The sequence below is a fragment of the Rhodanobacter sp. OK091 genome (assembly GCF_900142825.1).
GTDB lineage: Bacteria > Pseudomonadota > Gammaproteobacteria > Xanthomonadales > Rhodanobacteraceae > Rhodanobacter.
Genome location: NZ_FRCH01000001.1, coordinates 223,681 through 242,753, shown reverse-complemented (window position 1 = coordinate 242,753; position 19,073 = coordinate 223,681). Strand labels below are relative to the sequence as shown.

22 protein-coding genes are annotated in these 19,073 nt (G+C 63.9%); 12 read left to right on the top strand and 10 right to left on the bottom strand.

Translation table 11 applies throughout. The features are described 5' to 3' along the window. Positions 1 to 107: 107 nt before the first annotated feature. The 8 genes from BUA26_RS01225 to BUA26_RS01190 form a co-directional block, all read right to left on the bottom strand. Positions 108 to 1,652, bottom strand: a complete 1,545-nt coding sequence (locus tag BUA26_RS01225) for a M4 family metallopeptidase (RefSeq protein ID WP_072757170.1) — start codon at positions 1,650 to 1,652, stop codon at positions 108 to 110. A gap of 213 nt (positions 1,653 to 1,865) precedes the next feature. Next, positions 1,866 to 2,672 (bottom strand): acetoacetyl-CoA reductase, encoded by an 807-nt coding sequence (gene phbB / locus BUA26_RS01220; protein WP_072759916.1) that lies wholly within the window; start codon positions 2,670 to 2,672, stop codon positions 1,866 to 1,868. Between the two features lie 117 nt (positions 2,673 to 2,789). Further along, positions 2,790 to 3,287 (bottom strand): polyhydroxyalkanoate synthesis repressor PhaR, encoded by a 498-nt coding sequence (gene phaR / locus BUA26_RS01215; RefSeq protein ID WP_072757168.1) that lies wholly within the window; start codon positions 3,285 to 3,287, stop codon positions 2,790 to 2,792. A 117-nt stretch (positions 3,288 to 3,404) separates the two neighbouring features. After that, entirely contained in the window at positions 3,405 to 4,970 is a 1,566-nt protein-coding gene (locus BUA26_RS01210; protein ID WP_072757166.1) for a DHA2 family efflux MFS transporter permease subunit, read from the bottom strand. A gap of 8 nt (positions 4,971 to 4,978) precedes the next feature. Next, complete coding sequence (locus BUA26_RS01205) at positions 4,979 to 6,187, bottom strand: HlyD/EmrA/EmrK family protein (RefSeq protein WP_072757165.1); 1,209 nt, start codon at positions 6,185 to 6,187, stop codon at positions 4,979 to 4,981. Beyond that, positions 6,174 to 7,664 carry an efflux transporter outer membrane subunit gene (locus tag BUA26_RS01200; protein WP_072759915.1) on the bottom strand — a complete coding sequence of 497 codons (1,491 nt, stop codon included), beginning with the start codon at positions 7,662 to 7,664 and terminating at the stop codon, positions 6,174 to 6,176. The genes BUA26_RS01205 and BUA26_RS01200 overlap by 14 nt, the downstream gene beginning before the upstream one ends. An 11-nt stretch (positions 7,665 to 7,675) precedes the next feature. Then, positions 7,676 to 8,200, bottom strand: a complete 525-nt coding sequence (locus tag BUA26_RS01195) for a MarR family winged helix-turn-helix transcriptional regulator (RefSeq protein WP_072757163.1) — start codon at positions 8,198 to 8,200, stop codon at positions 7,676 to 7,678. Positions 8,201 to 8,294: 94 nt separating this feature from the next. Next, positions 8,295 to 9,092 (bottom strand): TatD family hydrolase, encoded by a 798-nt coding sequence (locus BUA26_RS01190; RefSeq protein WP_072757162.1) that lies wholly within the window; start codon positions 9,090 to 9,092, stop codon positions 8,295 to 8,297. A 191-nt stretch (positions 9,093 to 9,283) separates the two neighbouring features. Between BUA26_RS01190 and BUA26_RS01185 the strand changes: the two genes are divergently transcribed. Further along, positions 9,284 to 9,865 (top strand): glycine zipper 2TM domain-containing protein, encoded by a 582-nt coding sequence (locus BUA26_RS01185; RefSeq protein WP_072757160.1) that lies wholly within the window; start codon positions 9,284 to 9,286, stop codon positions 9,863 to 9,865. A gap of 29 nt (positions 9,866 to 9,894) precedes the next feature. Then, positions 9,895 to 10,392: an outer membrane lipoprotein gene (locus tag BUA26_RS01180; protein ID WP_072757158.1), complete on the top strand. Its 498-nt coding sequence runs from the start codon at positions 9,895 to 9,897 to the stop codon at positions 10,390 to 10,392. A 101-nt stretch (positions 10,393 to 10,493) separates the two neighbouring features. Here BUA26_RS01180 and BUA26_RS01175 read toward each other — a convergent pair whose 3' ends face one another. Next, on the bottom strand, positions 10,494 to 10,916 hold the full coding sequence (locus tag BUA26_RS01175; RefSeq protein WP_072757156.1) for a cell wall hydrolase: 423 nt from the start codon (positions 10,914 to 10,916) through the stop codon (positions 10,494 to 10,496). A gap of 112 nt (positions 10,917 to 11,028) precedes the next feature. Between BUA26_RS01175 and BUA26_RS19970 the strand changes: the two genes are divergently transcribed. Continuing rightward, positions 11,029 to 11,394: a hypothetical protein gene (locus BUA26_RS19970; RefSeq protein WP_143154136.1), complete on the top strand. Its 366-nt coding sequence runs from the start codon at positions 11,029 to 11,031 to the stop codon at positions 11,392 to 11,394. Between the two features lie 14 nt (positions 11,395 to 11,408). On the opposite strand, the gene BUA26_RS01170 is transcribed toward BUA26_RS19970, so the two are convergent. Continuing rightward, a complete protein-coding gene (locus tag BUA26_RS01170) occupies positions 11,409 to 12,272 on the bottom strand; it encodes a CAF17-like 4Fe-4S cluster assembly/insertion protein YgfZ (protein ID WP_255368225.1) in 864 nt (287 codons plus the stop codon). A 137-nt stretch (positions 12,273 to 12,409) separates the two neighbouring features. Between BUA26_RS01170 and BUA26_RS20660 the strand changes: the two genes are divergently transcribed. The 9 genes from BUA26_RS20660 to lolD all read left to right on the top strand — a co-directional run bounded on the left by BUA26_RS20660 (position 12,410) and on the right by lolD (position 19,028). Continuing rightward, positions 12,410 to 12,514, top strand: coding sequence for a DUF1674 domain-containing protein (locus BUA26_RS20660; RefSeq protein ID WP_255368113.1), 105 nt, complete (start codon positions 12,410 to 12,412; stop codon positions 12,512 to 12,514). Between the two features lie 95 nt (positions 12,515 to 12,609). Next, positions 12,610 to 13,005, top strand: a complete 396-nt coding sequence (gene sdhC, locus BUA26_RS01160) for a succinate dehydrogenase, cytochrome b556 subunit (protein WP_072757150.1) — start codon at positions 12,610 to 12,612, stop codon at positions 13,003 to 13,005. After that, positions 13,002 to 13,406 carry a succinate dehydrogenase, hydrophobic membrane anchor protein gene (gene sdhD / locus BUA26_RS01155; protein ID WP_072757148.1) on the top strand — a complete coding sequence of 135 codons (405 nt, stop codon included), beginning with the start codon at positions 13,002 to 13,004 and terminating at the stop codon, positions 13,404 to 13,406. Before sdhC ends, sdhD begins: the two co-directional genes overlap by 4 nt. Before the next feature lie 19 nt (positions 13,407 to 13,425). Next, positions 13,426 to 15,213 (top strand): succinate dehydrogenase flavoprotein subunit, encoded by a 1,788-nt coding sequence (gene sdhA / locus BUA26_RS01150; RefSeq protein WP_072757147.1) that lies wholly within the window; start codon positions 13,426 to 13,428, stop codon positions 15,211 to 15,213. A gap of 94 nt (positions 15,214 to 15,307) precedes the next feature. Further along, positions 15,308 to 16,090, top strand: coding sequence for a succinate dehydrogenase iron-sulfur subunit (locus tag BUA26_RS01145; RefSeq protein ID WP_072757145.1), 783 nt, complete (start codon positions 15,308 to 15,310; stop codon positions 16,088 to 16,090). Between the two features lie 200 nt (positions 16,091 to 16,290). Then, positions 16,291 to 16,545, top strand: coding sequence for an FAD assembly factor SdhE (locus BUA26_RS01140; RefSeq protein WP_072757143.1), 255 nt, complete (start codon positions 16,291 to 16,293; stop codon positions 16,543 to 16,545). Next, positions 16,517 to 16,954: a protein YgfX gene (locus BUA26_RS01135; RefSeq protein WP_072757141.1), complete on the top strand. Its 438-nt coding sequence runs from the start codon at positions 16,517 to 16,519 to the stop codon at positions 16,952 to 16,954. Before BUA26_RS01140 ends, BUA26_RS01135 begins: the two co-directional genes overlap by 29 nt. A 111-nt stretch (positions 16,955 to 17,065) precedes the next feature. Then, complete coding sequence (locus BUA26_RS01130) at positions 17,066 to 18,307, top strand: lipoprotein-releasing ABC transporter permease subunit (protein ID WP_072757139.1); 1,242 nt, start codon at positions 17,066 to 17,068, stop codon at positions 18,305 to 18,307. Beyond that, positions 18,300 to 19,028, top strand: a complete 729-nt coding sequence (gene lolD, locus BUA26_RS01125) for a lipoprotein-releasing ABC transporter ATP-binding protein LolD (RefSeq protein ID WP_255368112.1) — start codon at positions 18,300 to 18,302, stop codon at positions 19,026 to 19,028. Before BUA26_RS01130 ends, lolD begins: the two co-directional genes overlap by 8 nt. Positions 19,029 to 19,073: the final 45 nt, after the last annotated feature.

Sequence of the window (19,073 nt, the reverse complement as noted above, 5' to 3'; positions counted from 1 at the left end):
GCGTGCGGCGCCGATGAATTCGGCATGCGTGCCGCGGTTTCTCGAGGGCAACGAAAAGGGCCGACCCTGACGGCCCTGCCCTTCTTTACCACCTATTTCCTCGTGTCTTACTGGCAGGTCACCCCGACAGCGTTGAACGCAGCCACTACGTCACTGCGCGGGTAGCCGTAGTCGTCGGCAGCGGTTTCCGCGCCGCAGGCGCCGGAGTTGAACGTGGAGGTAGCTGTCCAGTACATCGCGTTGGCGTGCGCGAATACTTCGAAGGCCTTTTTCGTGTTCCAGTTCGATGTCTTCGCGAGCGTGCAGAAGGCTTTGTTATAGACGCCGCTGGAAAAATGCACATTCATTGAACTGGTAAAGTTCGCCGCGTTGTCGATCGAGCGACCGTCCAGCGTGGGTGTGCACATCCAGCGCAACGCCGTGCCGTTCTTGATGATGTCGGCGCCCACCAGCCAGTCGTTATCGCCGCGGTCGAAGTACTCGGCCGCTTCGCCAGCCATGTCCGAGAAGGCTTCATTGATGCCGCCGGCCTGGCCGGAGTACTGCAGAGCGGAGTTCTGTTCGGTGAAGCCATGGCTGACCTCGTGGCTGGTGACATCCAGCGAGGTCAGCGGGTAGAAGGTAGTGGCGCCGTCGCCGAAGTTCATCGACGAGCCGTTCCAGAACGCGTTCTCGTAGTTGCGGCCATAGTGCACGTTCATCACCAGCGAGAAGCTCAGCGGCGGCGCGCCAAGCCAGCTGTTGTACATATCGTGCACGACGTTGCCGAAATGGTGCGCGTCATTGATCGGCGAATAAGCGCCATTCGCGGCATCGCCGGTGCTGGTCGGGCAGATGAAGCTCCACAGCGTGCCACGGCGCGTGCTGCCGGCCATGTTGTTGGTCGTCACGTCGGGATTCTGCATATAACAGGTGGAGCCGGACTGGGTGACGGCGAGCGACGCGTAGTCGGTACCGTAGAGGTATTGGCCGGTCTTCAGGTTGCCGCCGGCACCCGTGGCGAGGGCGGGAGTGCCGGTGATGGTGCCGCCGCCCGGTTTGCCCGTGGTGAGACCTTCCCAGAACTGGATCACTTCGCCGGTGTTGGCGTCGATGATCGCGGTCGGGCGGGTCGGAGCGCCATGGCGCTCGACGAAGAGCGACGTGACGTAGGCAAGACGTGCCCGGTTGCCCTCGGCGTAGACGTACAGATCGCTCTTTGCGTTCTGGATGTCGCTGTCCTGGATACCGTTGGCGCCGATGCCAAGCGGCACCAGACCGGCGTGTTCGCGCAGAAGGGCGAGCGCACGGGCGCCGCTGATGGTGGGTGCGACCGATGACATGTCGAGACCGATACCGCGGGAGATCTCGCCGCTGACGCTGAGTACGTTGCCGCTGCCGTCGTGTTCCACCACGACATGGCGGCCGTAGACGGGTACGCCGCGGAAGGTCTGTTGCTGGCGGGTCTTCAGGGTACCGTGGGCGGTACGTGTCTGCAGGCGTGGCGACAACGAGGCGTCGGCGTCCAGGCCGATGCGGCTGGCGAGAGCGGCGGGCGTGACTTTGCCCATGGATTGGGCTTGGACACGCGTTTGTGTGGCAGCGCCGGCGTCGGACATGGCAGCCAGGCCGATAGCACCCAACAGCGCAGCAATAAGCGGTTTGTGCGTCATCAGTATTCCCTCCCTATGGTTGGAAAGACGCTCCCAGCCGGTTCTCCCGGCCGGGAGCGTCTGCGGTCCGGTGCGCAAAAAATCCTCCCCAGGATGAATTTGCGACCGGATCGCAAGAAATTACGACTCTCGCCAGCCGAGGTCAATGACTTCGGCTCGTTCACGGCGCTGTGCAGGACCGCCTGGCGCCGCACAACTTTCGGCGAGACTGGCTCAGAAGCTCATGAAATAGCCGCCATTGACCGGCAAGTTGGCGCCGGTGATGTAGCCGGCGTCATCCGCCGCTAGAAATTTCACGGCGCGCGCGATGTCGGCGGGAGCACCGAGCCGTCCGACCGGAATGTCGGCAATGATCTGAGCGCGGATCTCGGCCGACACGGCGGCAACCATCGGCGTGTCGCAGTAACCCGGCGACACGGTATTGACGGTGACGCCCTTGCGCGCGGTCTCGCGCGCAAGCGCCATGCTGAAGCCGTGCACGCCGGCCTTGGCAGCGGAGTAGTTGGTCTGGCCGAACTGGCCGGTCTGGCCGTTCACCGAGCTGATGTTGACGATGCGGCCGAAGCCGCGCTCGGTCATGCCATCGACCACGTTGCGGCACATGTTGAACACGCCATCGAGATTCACCCGCATCAACTCATGCCACTGCTGCGGCGACATCTTGCGCAGGCTGGCGTCCCGGGTGATGCCGGCGGCATTGACCAGGATATCGACGCCGCCATGCTGCTGCTCGACGCGGGCAATCAGCTTCTGGCAGCTGTCGAAATCGCTGACGTCGGCCGGTTCGAACCTGATGCTGCTGCCGAAGCTGGCGACTTCTTCGTGGAACGCGGCGGCGCGCTCGCTGCGTGCGGCCAGATCCACGGCGACCACCTCGCGTCCGGCCAGGGCCAACTGGCGGCAGATTTCCGAGCCGAGACCACCGATGCCGCCGGTGACCAGCGCTACACGTCTATCAAGAGCACGCCTATCAAGCGCAGGCTTCTCGACGGCAGGTTTCGACGCGGCAGTCTGGTTCATGGATTTCGGGACGATGGGCTTGATCATGCGGCAGGGCAGCACATGCTGTGCTGCGGCGATCGGGTCAGGGGAGACGAACGGACGGCGCGTCGATACGCGCCGTCAGCCGGGCCGGTATCAGCCGGGTTTCTTGCCGCTGCGGCTGCTGGCGGCCGGCGTCGGGATCACCTTGGCGGCGGTGTCGATCAGCCCCCGCTGTATCGCCTGGAATGCCGCCATGTTGCGTTCGGTCAGGTCATTCAGCGTGTTCCATGGGGTCTGCCCCATCAAGCTGTTGAGCTGGCTACGGAACTGGGTCTGCTGATCGAGGAACACCTGCAGGCTGCGCTCCAGATAGGGCCCCATGAACCCCTGCAGCGAATCGCCGTAGAAGCGGATGATCTGACTGAGCAACTGCGGCGACAGCATCGGCTGTCCCTTGTCCTCGTGCTCGGAGATGATCTGCAGCAGCACCGAGCGGGTCAGTTCCTCACCGCTCTTCGCGTCGCGGACTTCGAAATCCTCGTTGTCCAGGACCAGCTGGCGGACCTCCTCCAGCGTGATGTAACTGGAGATTTCCGTGTCGTAGAGACGCCGGTTCGGGTACTTCTTGATGATGCGTTTGGTTTGTGCCATGCGGCGAACGCTAGCAGAAGATATTGCGCCGCACCAGCCGGGGGTCTGGAAAAATGCTGCAGCTGTCTGCTGCAGCATTTTTTCTAAGAGCCCGGCCAACCGAAGTCCGGCAGGCTTCTAGTGCCCGGCCGCGCCGCCCGCGCTGCCGAACGGCGGCCTGGCAAACCACAGCACCGGGATCAGCGCCACGAACAGGATGGCGCAGCCCCAGAACACGTCGTTCACCGCCAGAGTCAGGGCCTCGCGTGTAAGCAGCTGATCGATCAGCCCCAGGCTTTGCGTATGGGACAGCCCAGTGTGCGAGAGCTGCCCGACGAACCGGGTGGCGGCCGGATGGCCCGGGCTCACGTACTCGGTCAGGGTGGCGTGATGGGTTTCGCCGCGGTGCTGCCACAGGGTCACCATGATCGCGGTGGACACGCTCGAACCCATGGTGCGGCAGAAATTGGACAGCCCCGAGGCGCTGGCGATCTGGTCCACCGGCAGGCCGGACAGGTAGATCTGGTTCAACGGAATGAAGAAGCACGGAATCGCCAGGCCCATCACGAAGCGCGGCACGACCAGGGTGGAAAACGAGGCGGAGCTGTCGAAGGTGGAGAACCAATACGCAGTACTGGCGAACACCAGGAACGCGAAGGTCACCACCGCACGCAGATCCAGCCTGTGCATGTTCTTGCCCAGGATCGGCGCGATCAGGAATGCCAGTATGCCGACCGGTGCGGTGGCCAGGCCGGCCCAGGTCGCGGTGTAGCCCAAGGTGATCTGCAGCCACAGCGGGAACACCACGTTGATGCCGAAGAACGCGAACATGCCCAACGAGAGACTGATCACGCCGACGGTGAAATTGCGCTGCTTGAACAGCGACAAATCCACCACCGGGTGCTTCGCGTGCAGCTCCCATACGATCAGGAAGGTGAGGCAGACCAGCGCGATGAGGCCCAGGGTCAGGATCATCGGCGAGGAGAACCAGTCATGGTCGTTGCCGTTGTCCAGCATGAACTGCAGGCAGCCCACGCCCACTACCAGCAGCAGCAGGCCGATCGCGTCGATCGGTGCCTTGTAGGTCTTGGTCTCGCGTTTACGCAACAAGCCCCAGGTGACCACCGCCGCCATGATGCCTACCGGCAGGTTGATGTAGAAAATCCACGGCCAGGAGAAATTGTCGGTCAGCCAGCCGCCGAGGATCGGGCCGAAGATCGGTGCCACCACCACGGTCATCGCCCACAGCGCCAGCGCGATGCCCTGTTTTTCCTTCGGGTAGTTCGACAGCAGCAAGGTCAGCGACAGCGCCACCATCGGACCGGAGCCGGCGCCCTGCAACAGGCGACCGATCACCAGCATCGGCATGCTGGTAGCGAGGCCGCACAGCATCGAGAAGATCACGAACAACAGCACCGAACCGACGAAGGTCTTCACCTCGCCGAAGCGGCGCGCCAGCCAGCCGGTCAGCGGCTGCATGATCGCGCTGGCCAGCGCGTACGAACTGATCGTCCAGGTGCCTTCGCTGGGACTCACGCCGAGGCTGCCGGCGATGTGCGGCACCGCGACGTTGACGATCGTCATGTCCAGCACCTCCATGAAGGTGCTGAACGCGACAGCGATGGTGAGCAGCGCCAGCGGGCCGCCGTGCAGCGGCTTCAGTGGTGCGGCGCCGGACGTGGCTTCGATGGGTGTGGCAGCCATGGTCCGGCTCAGTTGGCGGCAGCGGTGTGGGGCAGGTTGGCGCTGATGATCCGGTCGGCCTCTGCATCCGCCTTGCTGGCCATCTGGTCGTACACCGTGGTTTGTGCCACCGGCTGTTGCGCGGGCGTGTTGGCCAGCACGCTGCCCTTGTCGTCGCGGATATCCACGGTCACGTCGGCGGACAGGCCGATGCGCAGCGGATGCTTGTCCAGCGCCTGGTTGTCCAGCGCGATGCGCACCGGTACCCGCTGCACCACCTTGATCCAGTTCCCGGTGGCGTTCTGCGCGGGCAGCAGCGAGAACACGCTGCCGGTGCCGGCGCCGAGGCCGATTACCTTGCCTTGGTATTCCGCATCGCTGCCGTACAGATCGGAGGTCACCGTGACTGGCTGGCCGATGCGGATGTGCCGCAGCTGGCTTTCCTTGAAGTTCGCGTCGATCCACAAGTCATGCAGCGGCACCACGGTCATCAGCTGCTGGCCGGCCGCCACGCTGTTGCCTAGTTGCACGCTGCGTTCGGCGACATAGCCGGACACCGGCGCATAGATCGCGTTGCGCTGGGCCGCGACCCAGGCGGCGCGGAAATTCGCCCGGGCCTGCAACACCACCGGATTCTGCGCCACATCGGAGCCTTCGACCGCGGCATGCGCAGCGGCCGATTGCGACTCGGCGGCGGATACGGAGGCCTGCGCCTGGTCGACGCCATCGCGCATGTGTTGCACGATTTCGGGCGACTCGGCCTGCGCGGCGATCAAGGGCAACCGGCGCTTCAGGTCGGCCTCCGCCTTCTTCAGGGCGAGCCTGGCGTTGACCACCTGGGCATCCGCGCTGCTGGCGGAGCTGGTCTGCTGGCGCACGCTGCGCACTGCCTGGGCCAGCGCGCTGCGCGCCTGCTGCAGGCGCGTATCGGCATCGGTGCTGTCCAGTTTCACCAGCATCTGGCCGGCGTCGACGTGCTGAGTGTCGTCGGCGAGGATCGCCACCACCGTGCCCGGCACCTGCGCCGAGATCGCCACCTGGTTGCCGCCGACGTAGGCGTTGTCGGTTTTCACGCGGGTGGAAAACACGAACAGCCACAGCAGAAACCAGATCAGTCCGGCGAGGATGAACGCGCTGGCGACGATCAGCAGTACGCGTCGGCGCTTGGCCGGATCTTTGGCGGCCATGCCGTTGTCGTTGGCGTCGACGGACGACTTGTCGGACTCAGTGGCGCTCATGGTCGGCGACTCCGGTGGTAACAGAAGAGGGAGATGATTCGGTGCTGGCAGCGGCCTGCGCGTTGTCGCGATAGCCGCCGCCGAGAGCCTTGATCAAGGCGAGATCCGTGCTCAATGCCTGCGCCTGCAACTGGGCCGCGGCATCGCGTTGCTGCAGCAGTTCGGCCTGCGCGCCCAGGCTTTCGCGGACATCGCGCACACCTTGATGCACACGCGCTTGCGCGTTCGCAAGCAGCTGCTGGTCGGCATCGAGCTGAGCTTGCTGTTCGTGCTGGCGGGCAGCGATCTGCTCGGCACCCAAAGCCTGCGTGGCCACTTCGCGCGCGGCGGTCAGCACCGTGCTGTCGTACTGCGCCACCGCCGCGCCGAGCTGTGCCCTGCTCAGACCGTAATTGGCCTCGAGTGCACCGCTGTTGAAGATCGGCAGGTGCAGCGCCGGGGTCAGTGCGAACGTGCGGCTGCCGGCGGTGAGCAGCTTGCCCATGTCGATGCTGGAAAGGCCGGCCAACGCGGTGATGCTGATGTCGGGAAAGAACTCGGCACGCGCAGCATCGGTCTGCTTCAGCGCAGCCTCGACCTGCCAGCGGCTGGCGGCGATGTCCGGGCGGCGGGCGATCAGGTCCAGCCCGGCCTGGGCCGGTACGCCGCGTTCAACCATGGGCAGCTGGCGAGCCTCGAGTGGCGGCAATTGTGCCGGTGCGACGCCGAGCAGCGAGGCGAGTGCGGCGCGGCGGATCTTCGCCGAACCGTCGAGCGCCACGCGCATTTCGCGCACCGCTGCCAGCTGCGCCCGGGCTTTCTGTGCTTCGTCCGGCAGGTCGACACCTTGCCGTACGCGCAATCCAGCGATGTGCACGAGCTGCTGCTGGGTGGCAAGCAGTTGATCAGTCAGTTGCAGGCGTGCCTGATCGGCCTGCCAGCCGAAGTAGGTGTCGGCGACGGCGTACTGGATCGCCAGCGCGGCAGCGCTGCGTTGTGCCTCGGCGGCATGCGCCTGGTCCAGCGCGGCCTCCACCGTCGCGCGCTTCTTGCCCCACCAGTCGAAGTCGTATTGCAGTTGCACGCCGAGGTCGGCCTGGTTGTACCAGGAGAAGCCGAGGAATTTGCTCGGGATCAATCCGTGATCGCTCATGCGCGTGCGCGATACCTGCGCATTGCCGTTGAGCGACAGCCCCAGCTGCGCCGCGGCAAGCCGCGCGGACTGGTCGGCGTCCTGCACGCGGCTCTGCGCCAGTGCGAGATCCGGCGACTGCTGCATCGCCTGGTCCATCAACCCATCCAACTGCGGATCGCCGTACTGGCGCCACCACGATGCTGCGGGCCAGCCGGGGCGGGTGGGCGCCTGCAGGCCGGCCAGGGGCACGTCGTCGCGCAACGTCGGCGAGCCAAGTTTGTTCGGCGTGCTGGCGCAGGCAGCCAGCGCAAGCAGGGTCGCCGCGGCCAGCACCGTGCGGCCGCGTAGCAAGACATGCTTCATCGGAGCTTCCTTCATGGCTGGGGGGCTTCGCTCAACTGGTCGAGGTTATGCGCCAGCTTGCGCAGCAAACGGCTGAGGTTGCGTTTGTCGTTGTCGCTGAAGCCGGCAAACATGGTCGCGACACGGGGGAACATCGGCGGCAGCATCTTCTGCACGAAACGCCGGCCGGCTGCGGTTATGCGGATCAGCACGCAGCGGCGATCCTCTTCGCTGGCACCACGGGTGATCAGTCCGCGTTTCACGAGGGCGTTCCCGATTCGGGTCATGTTGGTAGCGCCCTGGGAGGCGAACTCGCAAAGCTCGCCTGGCGTCGAGCTGCCGTCCGGGCGGCTGTACAGAACCATCAACGTGAGAAATTCGCTGTGGTTGAGCTTGTGCGGCTTGAGCTTGAACTCGAGCTCTTCTTCGAGGCTGGTGCTGACCATCAGCATCAGCCGGCTCAGCCGCGCTTCAGTTGCGGGTAGCTGCGGGATGATCTGGCTCACCCGGCCGATACCCTCATCCATCATCGCGATGCAATTCGTCAGCTTTGCCACTTCATCAACTTATATTTCATCAATGAACTAAAAGATAGCAAGTCCGGAATCGCCTGCGCAAGTGGCGGCGACTGCAGTGGTTGAAGAACCGCACTCAATTGTCGCGACGAACCAGTCCGAACAAACGGTGCGCATTGGCGCTGGTTGCGGCGGCGATGTCCGCGGCCGATTCACCGCGCAATTCGGCGACGCATCGCAGCACCTCGGCGACTCGCGCCGGCTCGTTTCGTTCACCGCGATGGGCTGCGTCGGGTTGGTCCGGGGCGTCGCTTTCCAGCAGCAGGAATTCGATGGGCATCTGCGCCACGATGCGGCGCAGCCGTTGCGCACGCGGGTAGGTCACCGGGCCGCCAATGCCGAGGTGGAAGCCGATCTCCCACAATTGCCGAGCCTGCTGCTCGCTGCCGGAAAAGCTGTGCACCACACCGCGCAAACCGCCGGTGCGGCGCAAGGTCAGGCTTACCTCTTCCAGCGCGCCGCGTGCGTGCACGATCACCGGCAGTTCCCGCTCCCGCGCCAGTTCGAGTTGACGCAAGAAGTAATACCGCTGGAGTTCGTGGTCGAGGCCGTCCATATGAAAATCCAGGCCGATCTCGCCTACGGCTACCGCGCCGCCTCCATCGAAGCATGCAGACAGTGCGTCCACATGCGCGGGGAGATGATGGGGCAGGAACATCGGATGCAGGCCGAAGGCAGGATGCAGCCCGGCATGATCGGCGCACAGCGCCTTTATCCGCGGCCAACTGCCGGCGTCGACGGCCGGTACGATCATCGTCTCGACGCCAGCCTGGCCGGCGCGTTCGATCACTGCGTCGCGATCGACGGCGAACGCCTCGTCATCGAGATGGACGTGGCTGTCGACCAGCTTGGGCGGAGGGTTATTTTCGTGCACTGGCAGTGAGTTCGACGGTTTCGATGTGAAGATAATGTCAGGAGCGCAGGGGGCTCTCCAAGTGAATAGGTCAGAGCATTCCTAGCTAGCTCCGATTCAGTTGGATAGCGGTTCAATGGCGTCGCAGATTATTGCGCCGGCGCAAGATGCGTCGGCCAACCCGTAGCAGACAAACAGAGGAGAGGATGGTGATGAACAGGCTCATGGTCAATGTACTCAATATCGCTATCGCGGCGGCACTCGCGACAAGCCTTTCGGCTTGCAATCGGAGCGCGGATGCGGGCGCCTCCAATGGTGCTGCCGATGCGGGTACCAGTGCAGATGCCTCGGTGAAGTACGCCCAGGTGGTCAGTGTCGACCCGGTGCGCTCGACGGCGAACAATCCGCAGGAGGTCTGCCACGACGAAACCGTGACACATACCGCGCCGCCCAAGGATCAGCACCAGATCGCCGGCACAGCCATTGGCGCGATCGCCGGCGGACTGCTCGGCAACCAGATCGGTGGCGGCAAGGGCAGGACGCTGGCTACGGTGGCGGGTGCGGTCGGTGGCGGTTATGCCGGCAATCGCATCGAGGCCAGTCACCAGCGTGCCCAGGTGACCAGTTCGGTCGAGCGTCGGTGCAGCACGGTCAACAACACCAGCAGCAAGATCGTAGGCTATGACGTACGTTACGTGTACAACGGAGTCACCCGCACCGTGCGCATGGATCATGACCCGGGCGACAGGGTGCAGGTTCAGGAAGGTGTGACGGCAGTATCCGACGCTCGCTGAATCGAACCGCTGAAAAGGAAGTGACTCAAATGAATGCACTGACTAGCAAGTTTGCCCTGGTCGTGGCGGTCACCGCTGGCCTCGCGCTTGGCGGTTGCGAGACTGCGCCTTACAACAACGGTGGTAACTACAATCGTGGCTATCAAAGCCAGCAGGGTGGCTACGACAATCGGAACGTTCGGTGCCAGACATGCGGTGTAGTACAGGATGTACAGCAGGTCTATACCGACAGCAGCAGCGGCAATGGCGGCACGCTAGGCGCGATCATCGGTGCGGTTGCCGGCGGTGTGCTGGGCAATACGGTAGGCAAGGGCGATGGCCGCAAGGCGGCTACCGTGGTGGGTGCGGTGGCTGGCGGTGTCGTCGGTAACCAGGTCGGCAAGCGCAGTGACGGCAATAACGTGGCGTGGCGCATCGATGTGCGGTTGGACAATGGCCAGTACGCCACGGTGACCCAGCGCGAGGATCCGCGCGTTCGCAATGGCGACTATGTCGTGGTCAGTGACGGTCACGTCTATCCGCGATGAGTTTTACTTTGCCGTATGGACGTCCATATGTATGGACGTCCAAAAATAAAAAAGCCCTCATGCGAGGGCTTTTTTATTGACTCAAGATTGCGAATCGTGGATCAGTTCACCGCGTAGAAGGCGTGTTCGCCGATCGTCACACTGGGACGGTTGTGCGACCAGGCGGGTGTAATCGCCGTTGTGGCGAAGTGATCGGCGCGAGGTACCAGCATATGGCGTTGCGCCAACGGCAACTGCCAGTTGTAGAGCGATCTGCCGGCCACCTGCCACGCCTTGCTGAAGGCTTCGAGGCTGGTGATCTCGAACGAGCCGGGCGTAGTGGTTGTCGCGAACTGATGCGGCGCGGTAACCACTTTGCATACCGTGCTTCCCCATTGGCCGCGGTCGCGGCGGCGCAGGGCGACTTCGGCGACGGCGAGTTGGCCATTGGTCGATTCGCTGCGGGCTTCCAGATAGACGGTAGTGGCGAGGCAAGCGTGGTCAGCGACGGGCTGGGGCATCAATGACGTCAGCCACAACAACATGGAAAGTTTCAAGGTTCTGCCTCCAACGTGCTGTACGCGCAAAGCAGACTGCAAGCTTTGTGCGCCGTTGCGATGGACGGGCGGGCAGGCCGTTCCATCTGGATCTATCGCCATGACCGAAACTTGTGGTCAGGCGCTTTGCCACGGGATTGTGGCGGGTCGAGCGGCAGGTCTATGCCGATCGGAAGTTGTGCTGCCGGGCGTTGCGCGTGCCTGGTGGGCCGTGTTGCCTGCAACTGCTGCGCGCTCGTTGGATGCGAGGCGTATGCCATCCGGCGATGTTGCTGCCGGGTCGCGCCGATTCGGATTCTTCCGGTTCGTCGCGTACTTCGACACCCCGTTTTCCGGATGCCGCGATATTCGATCGTCGAAGCCTAGTGGCGGTATTCGCGACTGGCAAGTGCCGAAGGAAAGAAGTTTAACTGCTGCTCACGATTCGTTGACAATTGCGACGACGCATTCTGCATTTTGTTTGTGAAGACGAGCATCACGTCATGCCGACCATGACGTGTCGATATGAATCATCAGACCGTCATTGATTGGATCCAGATGTCCTTCGTGTGCTTGTGCAACAACATCATCCGTCAGTACGACGAGTGCCGCGATGTTGTCTTGCGTTGTGACCACATCGAGCACGCAGCCGACTTCACGATCACTATCGCGCAACATGTCGCCGGCATTTGCTACTTGCGACAATGTGACGCTGTGCAGATGCCGCTTATGTCCGCCGCGATAGTGCAGCCGCGCGACAATTTCCTGGCCGGGATAGCAGCCCTTGTCGATGGCAACCGCTTGCAGACGCTGCAGCGACAAAGCCGCGGGCAGCAGTTCGTTCAACATTTGCGTCGGCAGCCATGGCCAGCCAGCGCGAAGTTGCGGCAAGCGCCACGCGTCGTCGCCGATGTCCGACGCGGTGATCTGAAGACTATGCGTGCCGCAGCCCAGCGAGAGTATTTGCGTATCGTCGCTGATCATGTTTGGCGCCATGCTCGGGCCAGTGCTCAACGCTCGCGGTGGCAACGCGGTCAAGGTGAGTTTCGAGCGGAATACGAAACGCCGCAGCGCCTCAGCCATTGCCATGGCGCTGCCGCCGCGCAGCAGTACGAGGTAGCGATCGTCGGCGAGTCGGATCAGATGGAACAGTGCGCGCACGCGTCCCTGCGGGTCGAGCCATGCACTGAACTGCCACTGGCCGGTGGCGAGCGAATTGACGTTGCTGCTGAACTGAGCATGCGCAAACGCCGTCGCATCCGGGCCTTCGATCAGCAGGGTTTCCGCAGGGTAGGATGTCGGCATAGGAGCAAGGAGATTGGGGCAACGGGAACCCGTCGCAAGTGCGGATATGGGAAGCGTCATCGCCAATAGGGTGTCTCAGTCAAGGTTGTGCTGCTTTGCCGCAAGTATTAACCTTCGCCGGCTTATAAAAAATCATGTCCGATACCTTCTCCTCAGCCGAGTCCACACCTGCTTCCGTTTCGACGGAGACAATCGTCGTGCCCGTGGGCTCGGCACAGGACAAGTTGCCGGTGGAGCGACCGGCTCCAGATCCCACCCGCTACGGCGACTGGGAAAAGAACGGGCGCTGTATCGACTTCTGAACGATCGCAACGGCGCTCGTCGCCGATCGCGTACAGGGGTAGATGCGGCACGGATATCAGCACGAATATTAGCGATTCCACTCAGGGTAGCCGCCATGGCAGACACGCAACGACCGCTCTCGCCGCATCTACAGATCTACAAGTGGCAGGTGCAGATGATGACTTCCATCGTGCATCGGGCCACGGGTATCGCGCTGGCTGTCGGCAGTCTGCTGGTGGTGTGCGGGTTGTGGAATCTGGCAGCGGGCGAAGACAGCTTCAACCGTTTCAAGAGCATCATCGGCAGCCCGTTCGGCACGGTCCTGCTGATCGGCTGGAGCTGGGCGTTGTTCTTCCACCTGTGCAACGGCATCCGGCATCTGATTCAGGATGCCGGCCTCGGTTATGACATTCCCCAGTTCGTACGCTCCAGCTGGTTGGCGGTTGCCGGCAGCATCGTGCTCACCGTGTTGGTATGGGCTTATGTCATGACGGCGGGAGGTGTGGCATGAGCGCGAAGGACATCGTCGTGAAAGATCGGCGCAACCCATTGAAGATCGCACGCGGGCTGGGTTCATCCCAGTCCGGTGTGGGCCACTGGTGGAGCCAGCGGGTGACGGCCGCCGCGCTGGTGCTGCTCGGCGTGTGGTTCGTCATCACCGTGCTGTGCTTGCTGCATGCCGATTACGCCACCGCGCGCGCCGCCGTGGCGAAGCCATGGAACGCCCTGCTGCTGATCGCGTTCGCGCTCACCATGTTCTGGCATGCGGTGCTGGGCCTGCAGGTGGTGATCGAGGATTACGTGCATACCCGCTGGAAGGAAGTCGTCCTGCTGGTGGCGATCAAGTTCCTCGCGGTACTGGGCGCGCTGGCAAGCGCGCTCGCCGTGCTGCGCATTGCGCTGACCCCATAAGACGCGAGGAAAAGGTTTCATGGAAAGCTACAAAGTCCAGCAACACCTGTATGACGTGATCGTGGTCGGCGCCGGTGGCGCGGGTCTGCGCGCCACCTTCGGCCTGGCCGAGAAGGGCCTCAAGGCCGCCTGCATCACCAAGGTCTTCCCCACCCGTTCGCACACGGTGGCCGCGCAGGGCGGCATTTCCGCCGCGCTGGGCAACATGGGCGAGGACGACTGGCGCTTCCACTTCTACGACACGATCAAGGGTTCCGACTGGCTCGGCGACCAGGACGCGATCGAGTACATGTGCAAGAACGCGCCCGCCGCGATCATCGAGCTGGAGCACTACGGCGTGCCGTTCTCGCGCACCGAGGAAGGCAAGATCTACCAGCGCCCGTTCGGCGGCATGACCACGCATTACGGCAAGGGCACCGCGCAGCGCACCTGCGCCGCGGCCGACCGCACCGGCCACGCGATCCTGCACACGCTGTACCAGCAGGCGCTGGCGCACGATGCCACGTTCTTCATCGAATACTTCGCGATCGACTTGATCTTCGACGAAGAGGGCGTCTGCCGCGGCGTGCTGGCGCTGGACATGAACGAAGGCACCCTGCATTTCTTCCGCGGCCAGGCCGTGGTGCTGGCGACCGGCGGTTATGGTCGCGCCTACTTCAGCGCCACCTCGGCGCATACCTGCACCGGCGACGGCGGTGGCATGGTGCTGCGTGCAGGCCTCGCGCTGCAGGACATGGAGTTCGTGCAGTTCCATCCGACCGGCATCTACGGTGCCGGCTGCCTGATCACCGAGGGTGTGCGCGGCGAAGGTGGCTATCTCACCAACTCCGCCGGCGAGCGCTTCATGGAGCGCTATGCGCCCAGCGCGAAGGATCTGGCCTCGCGCGACGTGGTCAGCCGCGCGATGACGATCGAGATCCGCGAGGGTCGCGGCGTCGGCGAGCACAAGGACCACATCTATCTCAACCTGATGCACCTCGGCCCCGAGGTCATCCAGGAGCGGTTGCCGGGTATCGCCGAATCGGCGCGCATCTTTGCCGGCGTGGACGTGACCAAGGAACCGATCCCGGTGTTGCCGACCGTGCACTACAACATGGGCGGCATCCCGACCAACTATCACGGCGAAGTGGTGCAGAAGCGCGGCGACGATGTCGACGCGATCGTGCCGGGCCTGTTCGCGATCGGCGAAGCGGCCTGCGTCTCCGTGCATGGCGGCAACCGGCTCGGTTCCAACTCGCTGCTCGATCTGGTCGTGTTCGGTCGGGCAGTGGCGCATCGCTGCGCCGAACTGATACAGCCCGGTGCGGCGCACAAGGATCTGCCGACCAATGTGCTGGACAAGTCGCTGGCCCGCTTCGATGCGCTTCGTAACGCCAAGGGCAGCATGCCGACGGCGAAGATCCGCGCTGCGATGCAGCGCACGATGCAGAAAGACGCCGCGGTGTTCCGTACCGGCACAACGCTGGCCGAAGGCAAGCAGAAGATCTCCGAAGTGTTCGACATGTTCGAGGATGTCGGTGTCAGCGACCGTTCGCTGGTGTGGAACTCCGACCTGATCGAGACGCTGGAGTTGTCCAACCTGCTGGTGCAGGCGGTGGCGACCATGCATTCGGCCGAGCAGCGGCCGGAAAGCCGCGGCGCGCATGCGCGCGAGGACTTCCCGGAGCGCGACGACGTCAACTGGATGAAGCACACCCTGGTGTGGGTCGACGAGGCGGGCAAGTCGCGCTTCGACTTCCGTCCGGTGCACATGAATCCGATGACCGACGAGGTCAAGGCCGTGCCGCCGGCGAAGCGCGTCTACTGACCATGGTGCGGCTGCGGCCGCAGCGTGGCGGCAACATCATTGGTTGTACGGCCGGGGCGCAAGCCCTCCTGCAGAAAGTTGAAGGGTTCAGCACATGGCAGAGTTTTCGCTACCGAAGAATTCCAAGATCCAGCCGGGCCGCCACTACCCGGCCAAGGATGCGAAGAAGCCGCGTACCTTCCGCATCTATCGCTGGTCGCCGGATGACGGGCAGAACCCGCGCATGGACACCTACGAGGTCGATCTGGCCGCGTGCGGTCCGATGGTTCTGGACGCGCTGCTGAAGATCAAGAACGAAATCGATCCCACGCTGACGCTGCGCCGTTCCTGCCGCGAAGGCATTTGCGGTTCGTGCGCGATGAACATCGACGGCACCAACACGCTGGCCTGCACCCGCGCGATCAGCGAGTGCGCGTCCGGCGACGTGAAGATCTATCCGCTGCCGCACATGCCGGTAGTGAAGGATCTGGTGCCTGACTTGACCCACTTCTACGCGCAGTTCGCCTCGATCAAACCGTGGATCCGCACGCAGAGCCCGGCACCGGATCGCGAGCGGCTGCAGTCGCCGGAAGAGCGCAAGAAGCTCGATGGCCTGTACGAGTGCATCTTGTGTGCGTGCTGCTCGACCAGCTGCCCGAGCTACTGGTGGAACGGCGACAAGTACCTCGGCCCGGCGATCCTGCTGCAGGCTTATCGCTGGATCGTGGATTCGCGCGATGAAGCCACCGGCGCCCGCCTGGACGATCTTGAAGATCCGTTCAAGCTGTACCGGTGCCACACCATCATGAACTGCACACGCACCTGCCCGAAGGGTCTGAACCCGGCCAAGGCGATTGCCGAGATCAAGAAGCTGATGGTGGAGCGGCGCAGCGCGTGATCACTTCTCCCCTCTGGGGAGAAGGTGCCCGCAGGGCGGATGAGGGGCGGGTGCTCGCGGGGAAGTCGATCGAAGCTATCTTTCGATGAGGGCGTCCCGCAAGATTGGCCCCTCACCTCAATCCTCTCACCCGCAAGGGGACTCCAAAGTCGCCCAGAGGGGAGAGGAAGCAAAGGACGCGCTTGGCGCGATTTGATCTTATGGAAGCTGAAGCCGCCCGTCTCAAACGCCTGCGCTGGCGCGCCCGCCGCGGTACCCGTGAGCTGGATGCCTTGTTCGGCGGCTGGCTGGACGAGTGCTTCGCCAGTGCGGATGAAGCGCAGCAGCAGGCGTTCGACGAACTGCTCGACGCGCAGGATCCGGATCTGTGGGATTGGGTGATGGGCCACGCGCGTCCCGCGCGGGCGGACTGGCAGGCGATCATCGATGACATCCGCACCCGCCATCGGCTTTGAATATCGGCCATCGCGACTGCTGCGGGGAGTGCTGATCGCCGTGGCCACCGTGGCCGTGCTGGCGGTGGCGTTGAGCGGGCTGGCGCCATGGCTGAAGTTGCCGCTTGGCGCCGCCGTGGTGCTGGCGACACGGCTGTCAGTGCGCCGCCTTGCAACTGTGCCGGTGGTCGCTGCAGGTTGGAGCGCCGACAACGACTGGACGCTGCGCCTGAAAGACCATGAAGACGTGCGGGCCACGCTGGCCTCATTCCGCGTGTTCGGCGTCTTCATACTGCTGCGTCTGCAAACTGTGGACCGCGGCGTGCAAGTATTGCTGTTGGCGCCGGACAACAGCGACGCCGATATCCGCCGCCGCCTGCGCATGCGGCTGGCGACGATGCAGCCAGACGGCGCCGTGCCGCAGCTCTGACCCCGATACCCCGCGCCACCGGCAACTTCGCCGCCGCAGCGCGGTCCGATCGAATACCTGATAATGGACGACCGGGCGGCCCGCCCTGCGATCCCCACAAGCGACCCGCCCATGTTCCGACCGCTAGAACTCTTCATCGGCCTGCGCTACACCCGCGCCAAGCGGCGCAACCAGTTCATCTCCTTCATTTCCACCGTATCGATCGTGTGCATCGCGATCAGCGTGATCGCGCTGATCACGGTGATGTCGGTGATGAACGGTTTCGACTACCAGATGCGTTCGCGCATTCTCGGCGCGATCTCGCATGCGACCGTCGCCGGTATCGGCGAAAGCGTGCAGGACTGGCCGCGCGCGCTGAAGCTGGCCGAAGCGAATCCGCACGTGCTGGGCGCCGCGCCGTACGTCGAATCCGAAGCGATGTTGCTGGCCCGCCGTTCCAGCGGAGCGATGGTGCGCGGCATCGAGCCGGCGCAGGAGCCGAAAGTCGTCGACATCAGCAAGCACATGCTCGAGGGCAGGCTCGACGCGTTGACCCCGGACAGCTGGAATATCGTGCTGGGCAGGGAGCTGGCGATGACGCTCGGGGTCGGTGTCGGTGACCGGGTGACGATGGCGGTGCAGCAACTGCGCGCCACGCCGATGGGCAGCTTTCCGAAGATGCGCAGTTTCCATGTGGTCGGCACGTTCGAACTGGGCATGGAGCAGTTCGATTCCGGCCTGGCCCTGGTCAACATCAGCGACGCCGAGAAACTCAACGATCTGAGCGGCCCCACCGGCATCCGCTTGCGCCTGGACGATCTGTTCAATGCGCGGCCGGTCGCCACCGAGCTGGCCGATCAGCTGGGCCAGGTCTACCGGGTGCAGACCTGGATGGATACCAACGCGAACCTGTTCGCGGCGCTGTCGATGGAAAAGATGGTGATGTTCATCATCCTCTCGCTGATCATCCTGGTCGCGGTGATCAACCTGATCTCGATGCTGATGATGCTGGTCACCGACAAGCAGGCCGACATCGCGATCCTGCGCACGCTCGGCGCCACGCCGCGCAGCATCATGGGCATGTTCATGGTGCAAGGCGTGCTGGTGGGCTTCGTCGGGATCGGGTTCGGTGTGGGCTTGGGCTCGCTGCTGTCGTGGAAGCTGCCCGGCATCATCAAGTGGATCGAGCACACGTTCCACGTCACCTTCCTGTCGCCGGACGTCTACTACATCAGCGAGGTGCCGAGCCGGCTGGACTGGCACGACGTGGGCTGGGTGGCGCTGCTGACCTTCACCTTCTCGCTGCTGGCCACCCTTTATCCCGCGTGGCGCGCCTCGCGCACGCAGCCGGCTCAGGCGCTGCGCTATGAATGAGACCACCAGGAAAGAGAGCGCCACGATGCCGTCGAACGAAAACGTGCTGCGTGCCAGCCACGTTGCCAAGACCTACGACGAAGGCGGCCTGCGCACCGACGTGCTGAGCGACGTCAGCTTCGCCCTGAAGCGCGGCGAGACGATGGCGATCGTCGGCGCCTCCGGTTCGGGCAAGAGCACGTTGCTGCATATTCTCGGCGGCCTCGACACGCTGACCGCCGGCGAAGTGGAAGTGGACGGCCGCGTGCTGTCGAAACTTTCCGACGCCGAACGCGGCCGCGTACGCAACCGCTCGCTTGGTTTCATCTACCAGTTTCACCACCTGTTGCCCGAGTTCACCGCGTTGGAGAACGTGTGCATGCCACTGCTGATCCGCGGCACCGCGATCGGCGAGGCACAACAGCAGGCCGTGGCCTTGCTGGAGCGGGTAGGCCTGGGTGGCCGCACGCATCACAAGCCGTCGGAACTATCCGGCGGCGAACGCCAGCGTTGCGCAGTGGCGCGCGCGCTGGTGACCCGGCCGGCCTGCGTGCTCGGCGACGAGCCCACCGGCAATCTCGATGAAGGCAATGCCGCGCAGGTCTATGCGCTGATGCTGGAACTCAACCGCGAGATCGGCACCAGTTTCATCCTGGTCACCCACGACACCCGCCTGGCGGCGCGGATGGACCGCACCCTGGTGCTGCACAACGGCGTGCTGCAGGAAAGCCCGAAGGTCTGATTTCCGGCTCCTCCCCTTGCTTGCAGGGGAGGGAGCTGATCTGGG

Bases quoted from the DNA above. Each gene is read 5' to 3' on its own strand.
- BUA26_RS01225 (WP_072757170.1), bottom strand. From the start codon at position 1,652: ATGACGCACAAACCGCTTATTGCTGCGCTGTTGGGTGCTATCGGCCTG.
- phbB (WP_072759916.1), bottom strand. From the start codon at position 2,672: ATGAACCAGACTGCCGCGTCGAAACCTGCCGTCGAGAAGCCTGCGCTT.
- phaR (WP_072757168.1), bottom strand. From the start codon at position 3,287: ATGGCACAAACCAAACGCATCATCAAGAAGTACCCGAACCGGCGTCTC.
- BUA26_RS01210 (WP_072757166.1), bottom strand. From the start codon at position 4,970: ATGGCTGCCACACCCATCGAAGCCACGTCCGGCGCCGCACCACTGAAG.
- BUA26_RS01205 (WP_072757165.1), bottom strand. From the start codon at position 6,187: ATGAGCGCCACTGAGTCCGACAAGTCGTCCGTCGACGCCAACGACAAC.
- BUA26_RS01200 (WP_072759915.1), bottom strand. From the start codon at position 7,664: ATGAAGCATGTCTTGCTACGCGGCCGCACGGTGCTGGCCGCGGCGACC.
- BUA26_RS01185 (WP_072757160.1), top strand. From the start codon at position 9,284: ATGAACAGGCTCATGGTCAATGTACTCAATATCGCTATCGCGGCGGCA.
- BUA26_RS01180 (WP_072757158.1), top strand. From the start codon at position 9,895: ATGAATGCACTGACTAGCAAGTTTGCCCTGGTCGTGGCGGTCACCGCT.
- BUA26_RS01175 (WP_072757156.1), bottom strand. From the start codon at position 10,916: ATGTTGTTGTGGCTGACGTCATTGATGCCCCAGCCCGTCGCTGACCAC.
- BUA26_RS19970 (WP_143154136.1), top strand. From the start codon at position 11,029: ATGACCGAAACTTGTGGTCAGGCGCTTTGCCACGGGATTGTGGCGGGT.
- BUA26_RS01170 (WP_255368225.1), bottom strand. From the start codon at position 12,272: ATGACGCTTCCCATATCCGCACTTGCGACGGGTTCCCGTTGCCCCAAT.
- sdhC (WP_072757150.1), top strand. From the start codon at position 12,610: ATGGCAGACACGCAACGACCGCTCTCGCCGCATCTACAGATCTACAAG.
- sdhD (WP_072757148.1), top strand. From the start codon at position 13,002: ATGAGCGCGAAGGACATCGTCGTGAAAGATCGGCGCAACCCATTGAAG.
- sdhA (WP_072757147.1), top strand. From the start codon at position 13,426: ATGGAAAGCTACAAAGTCCAGCAACACCTGTATGACGTGATCGTGGTC.
- BUA26_RS01145 (WP_072757145.1), top strand. From the start codon at position 15,308: ATGGCAGAGTTTTCGCTACCGAAGAATTCCAAGATCCAGCCGGGCCGC.
- BUA26_RS01140 (WP_072757143.1), top strand. From the start codon at position 16,291: ATGGAAGCTGAAGCCGCCCGTCTCAAACGCCTGCGCTGGCGCGCCCGC.
- BUA26_RS01135 (WP_072757141.1), top strand. From the start codon at position 16,517: ATGACATCCGCACCCGCCATCGGCTTTGAATATCGGCCATCGCGACTG.
- BUA26_RS01130 (WP_072757139.1), top strand. From the start codon at position 17,066: ATGTTCCGACCGCTAGAACTCTTCATCGGCCTGCGCTACACCCGCGCC.
- lolD (WP_255368112.1), top strand. From the start codon at position 18,300: ATGAATGAGACCACCAGGAAAGAGAGCGCCACGATGCCGTCGAACGAA.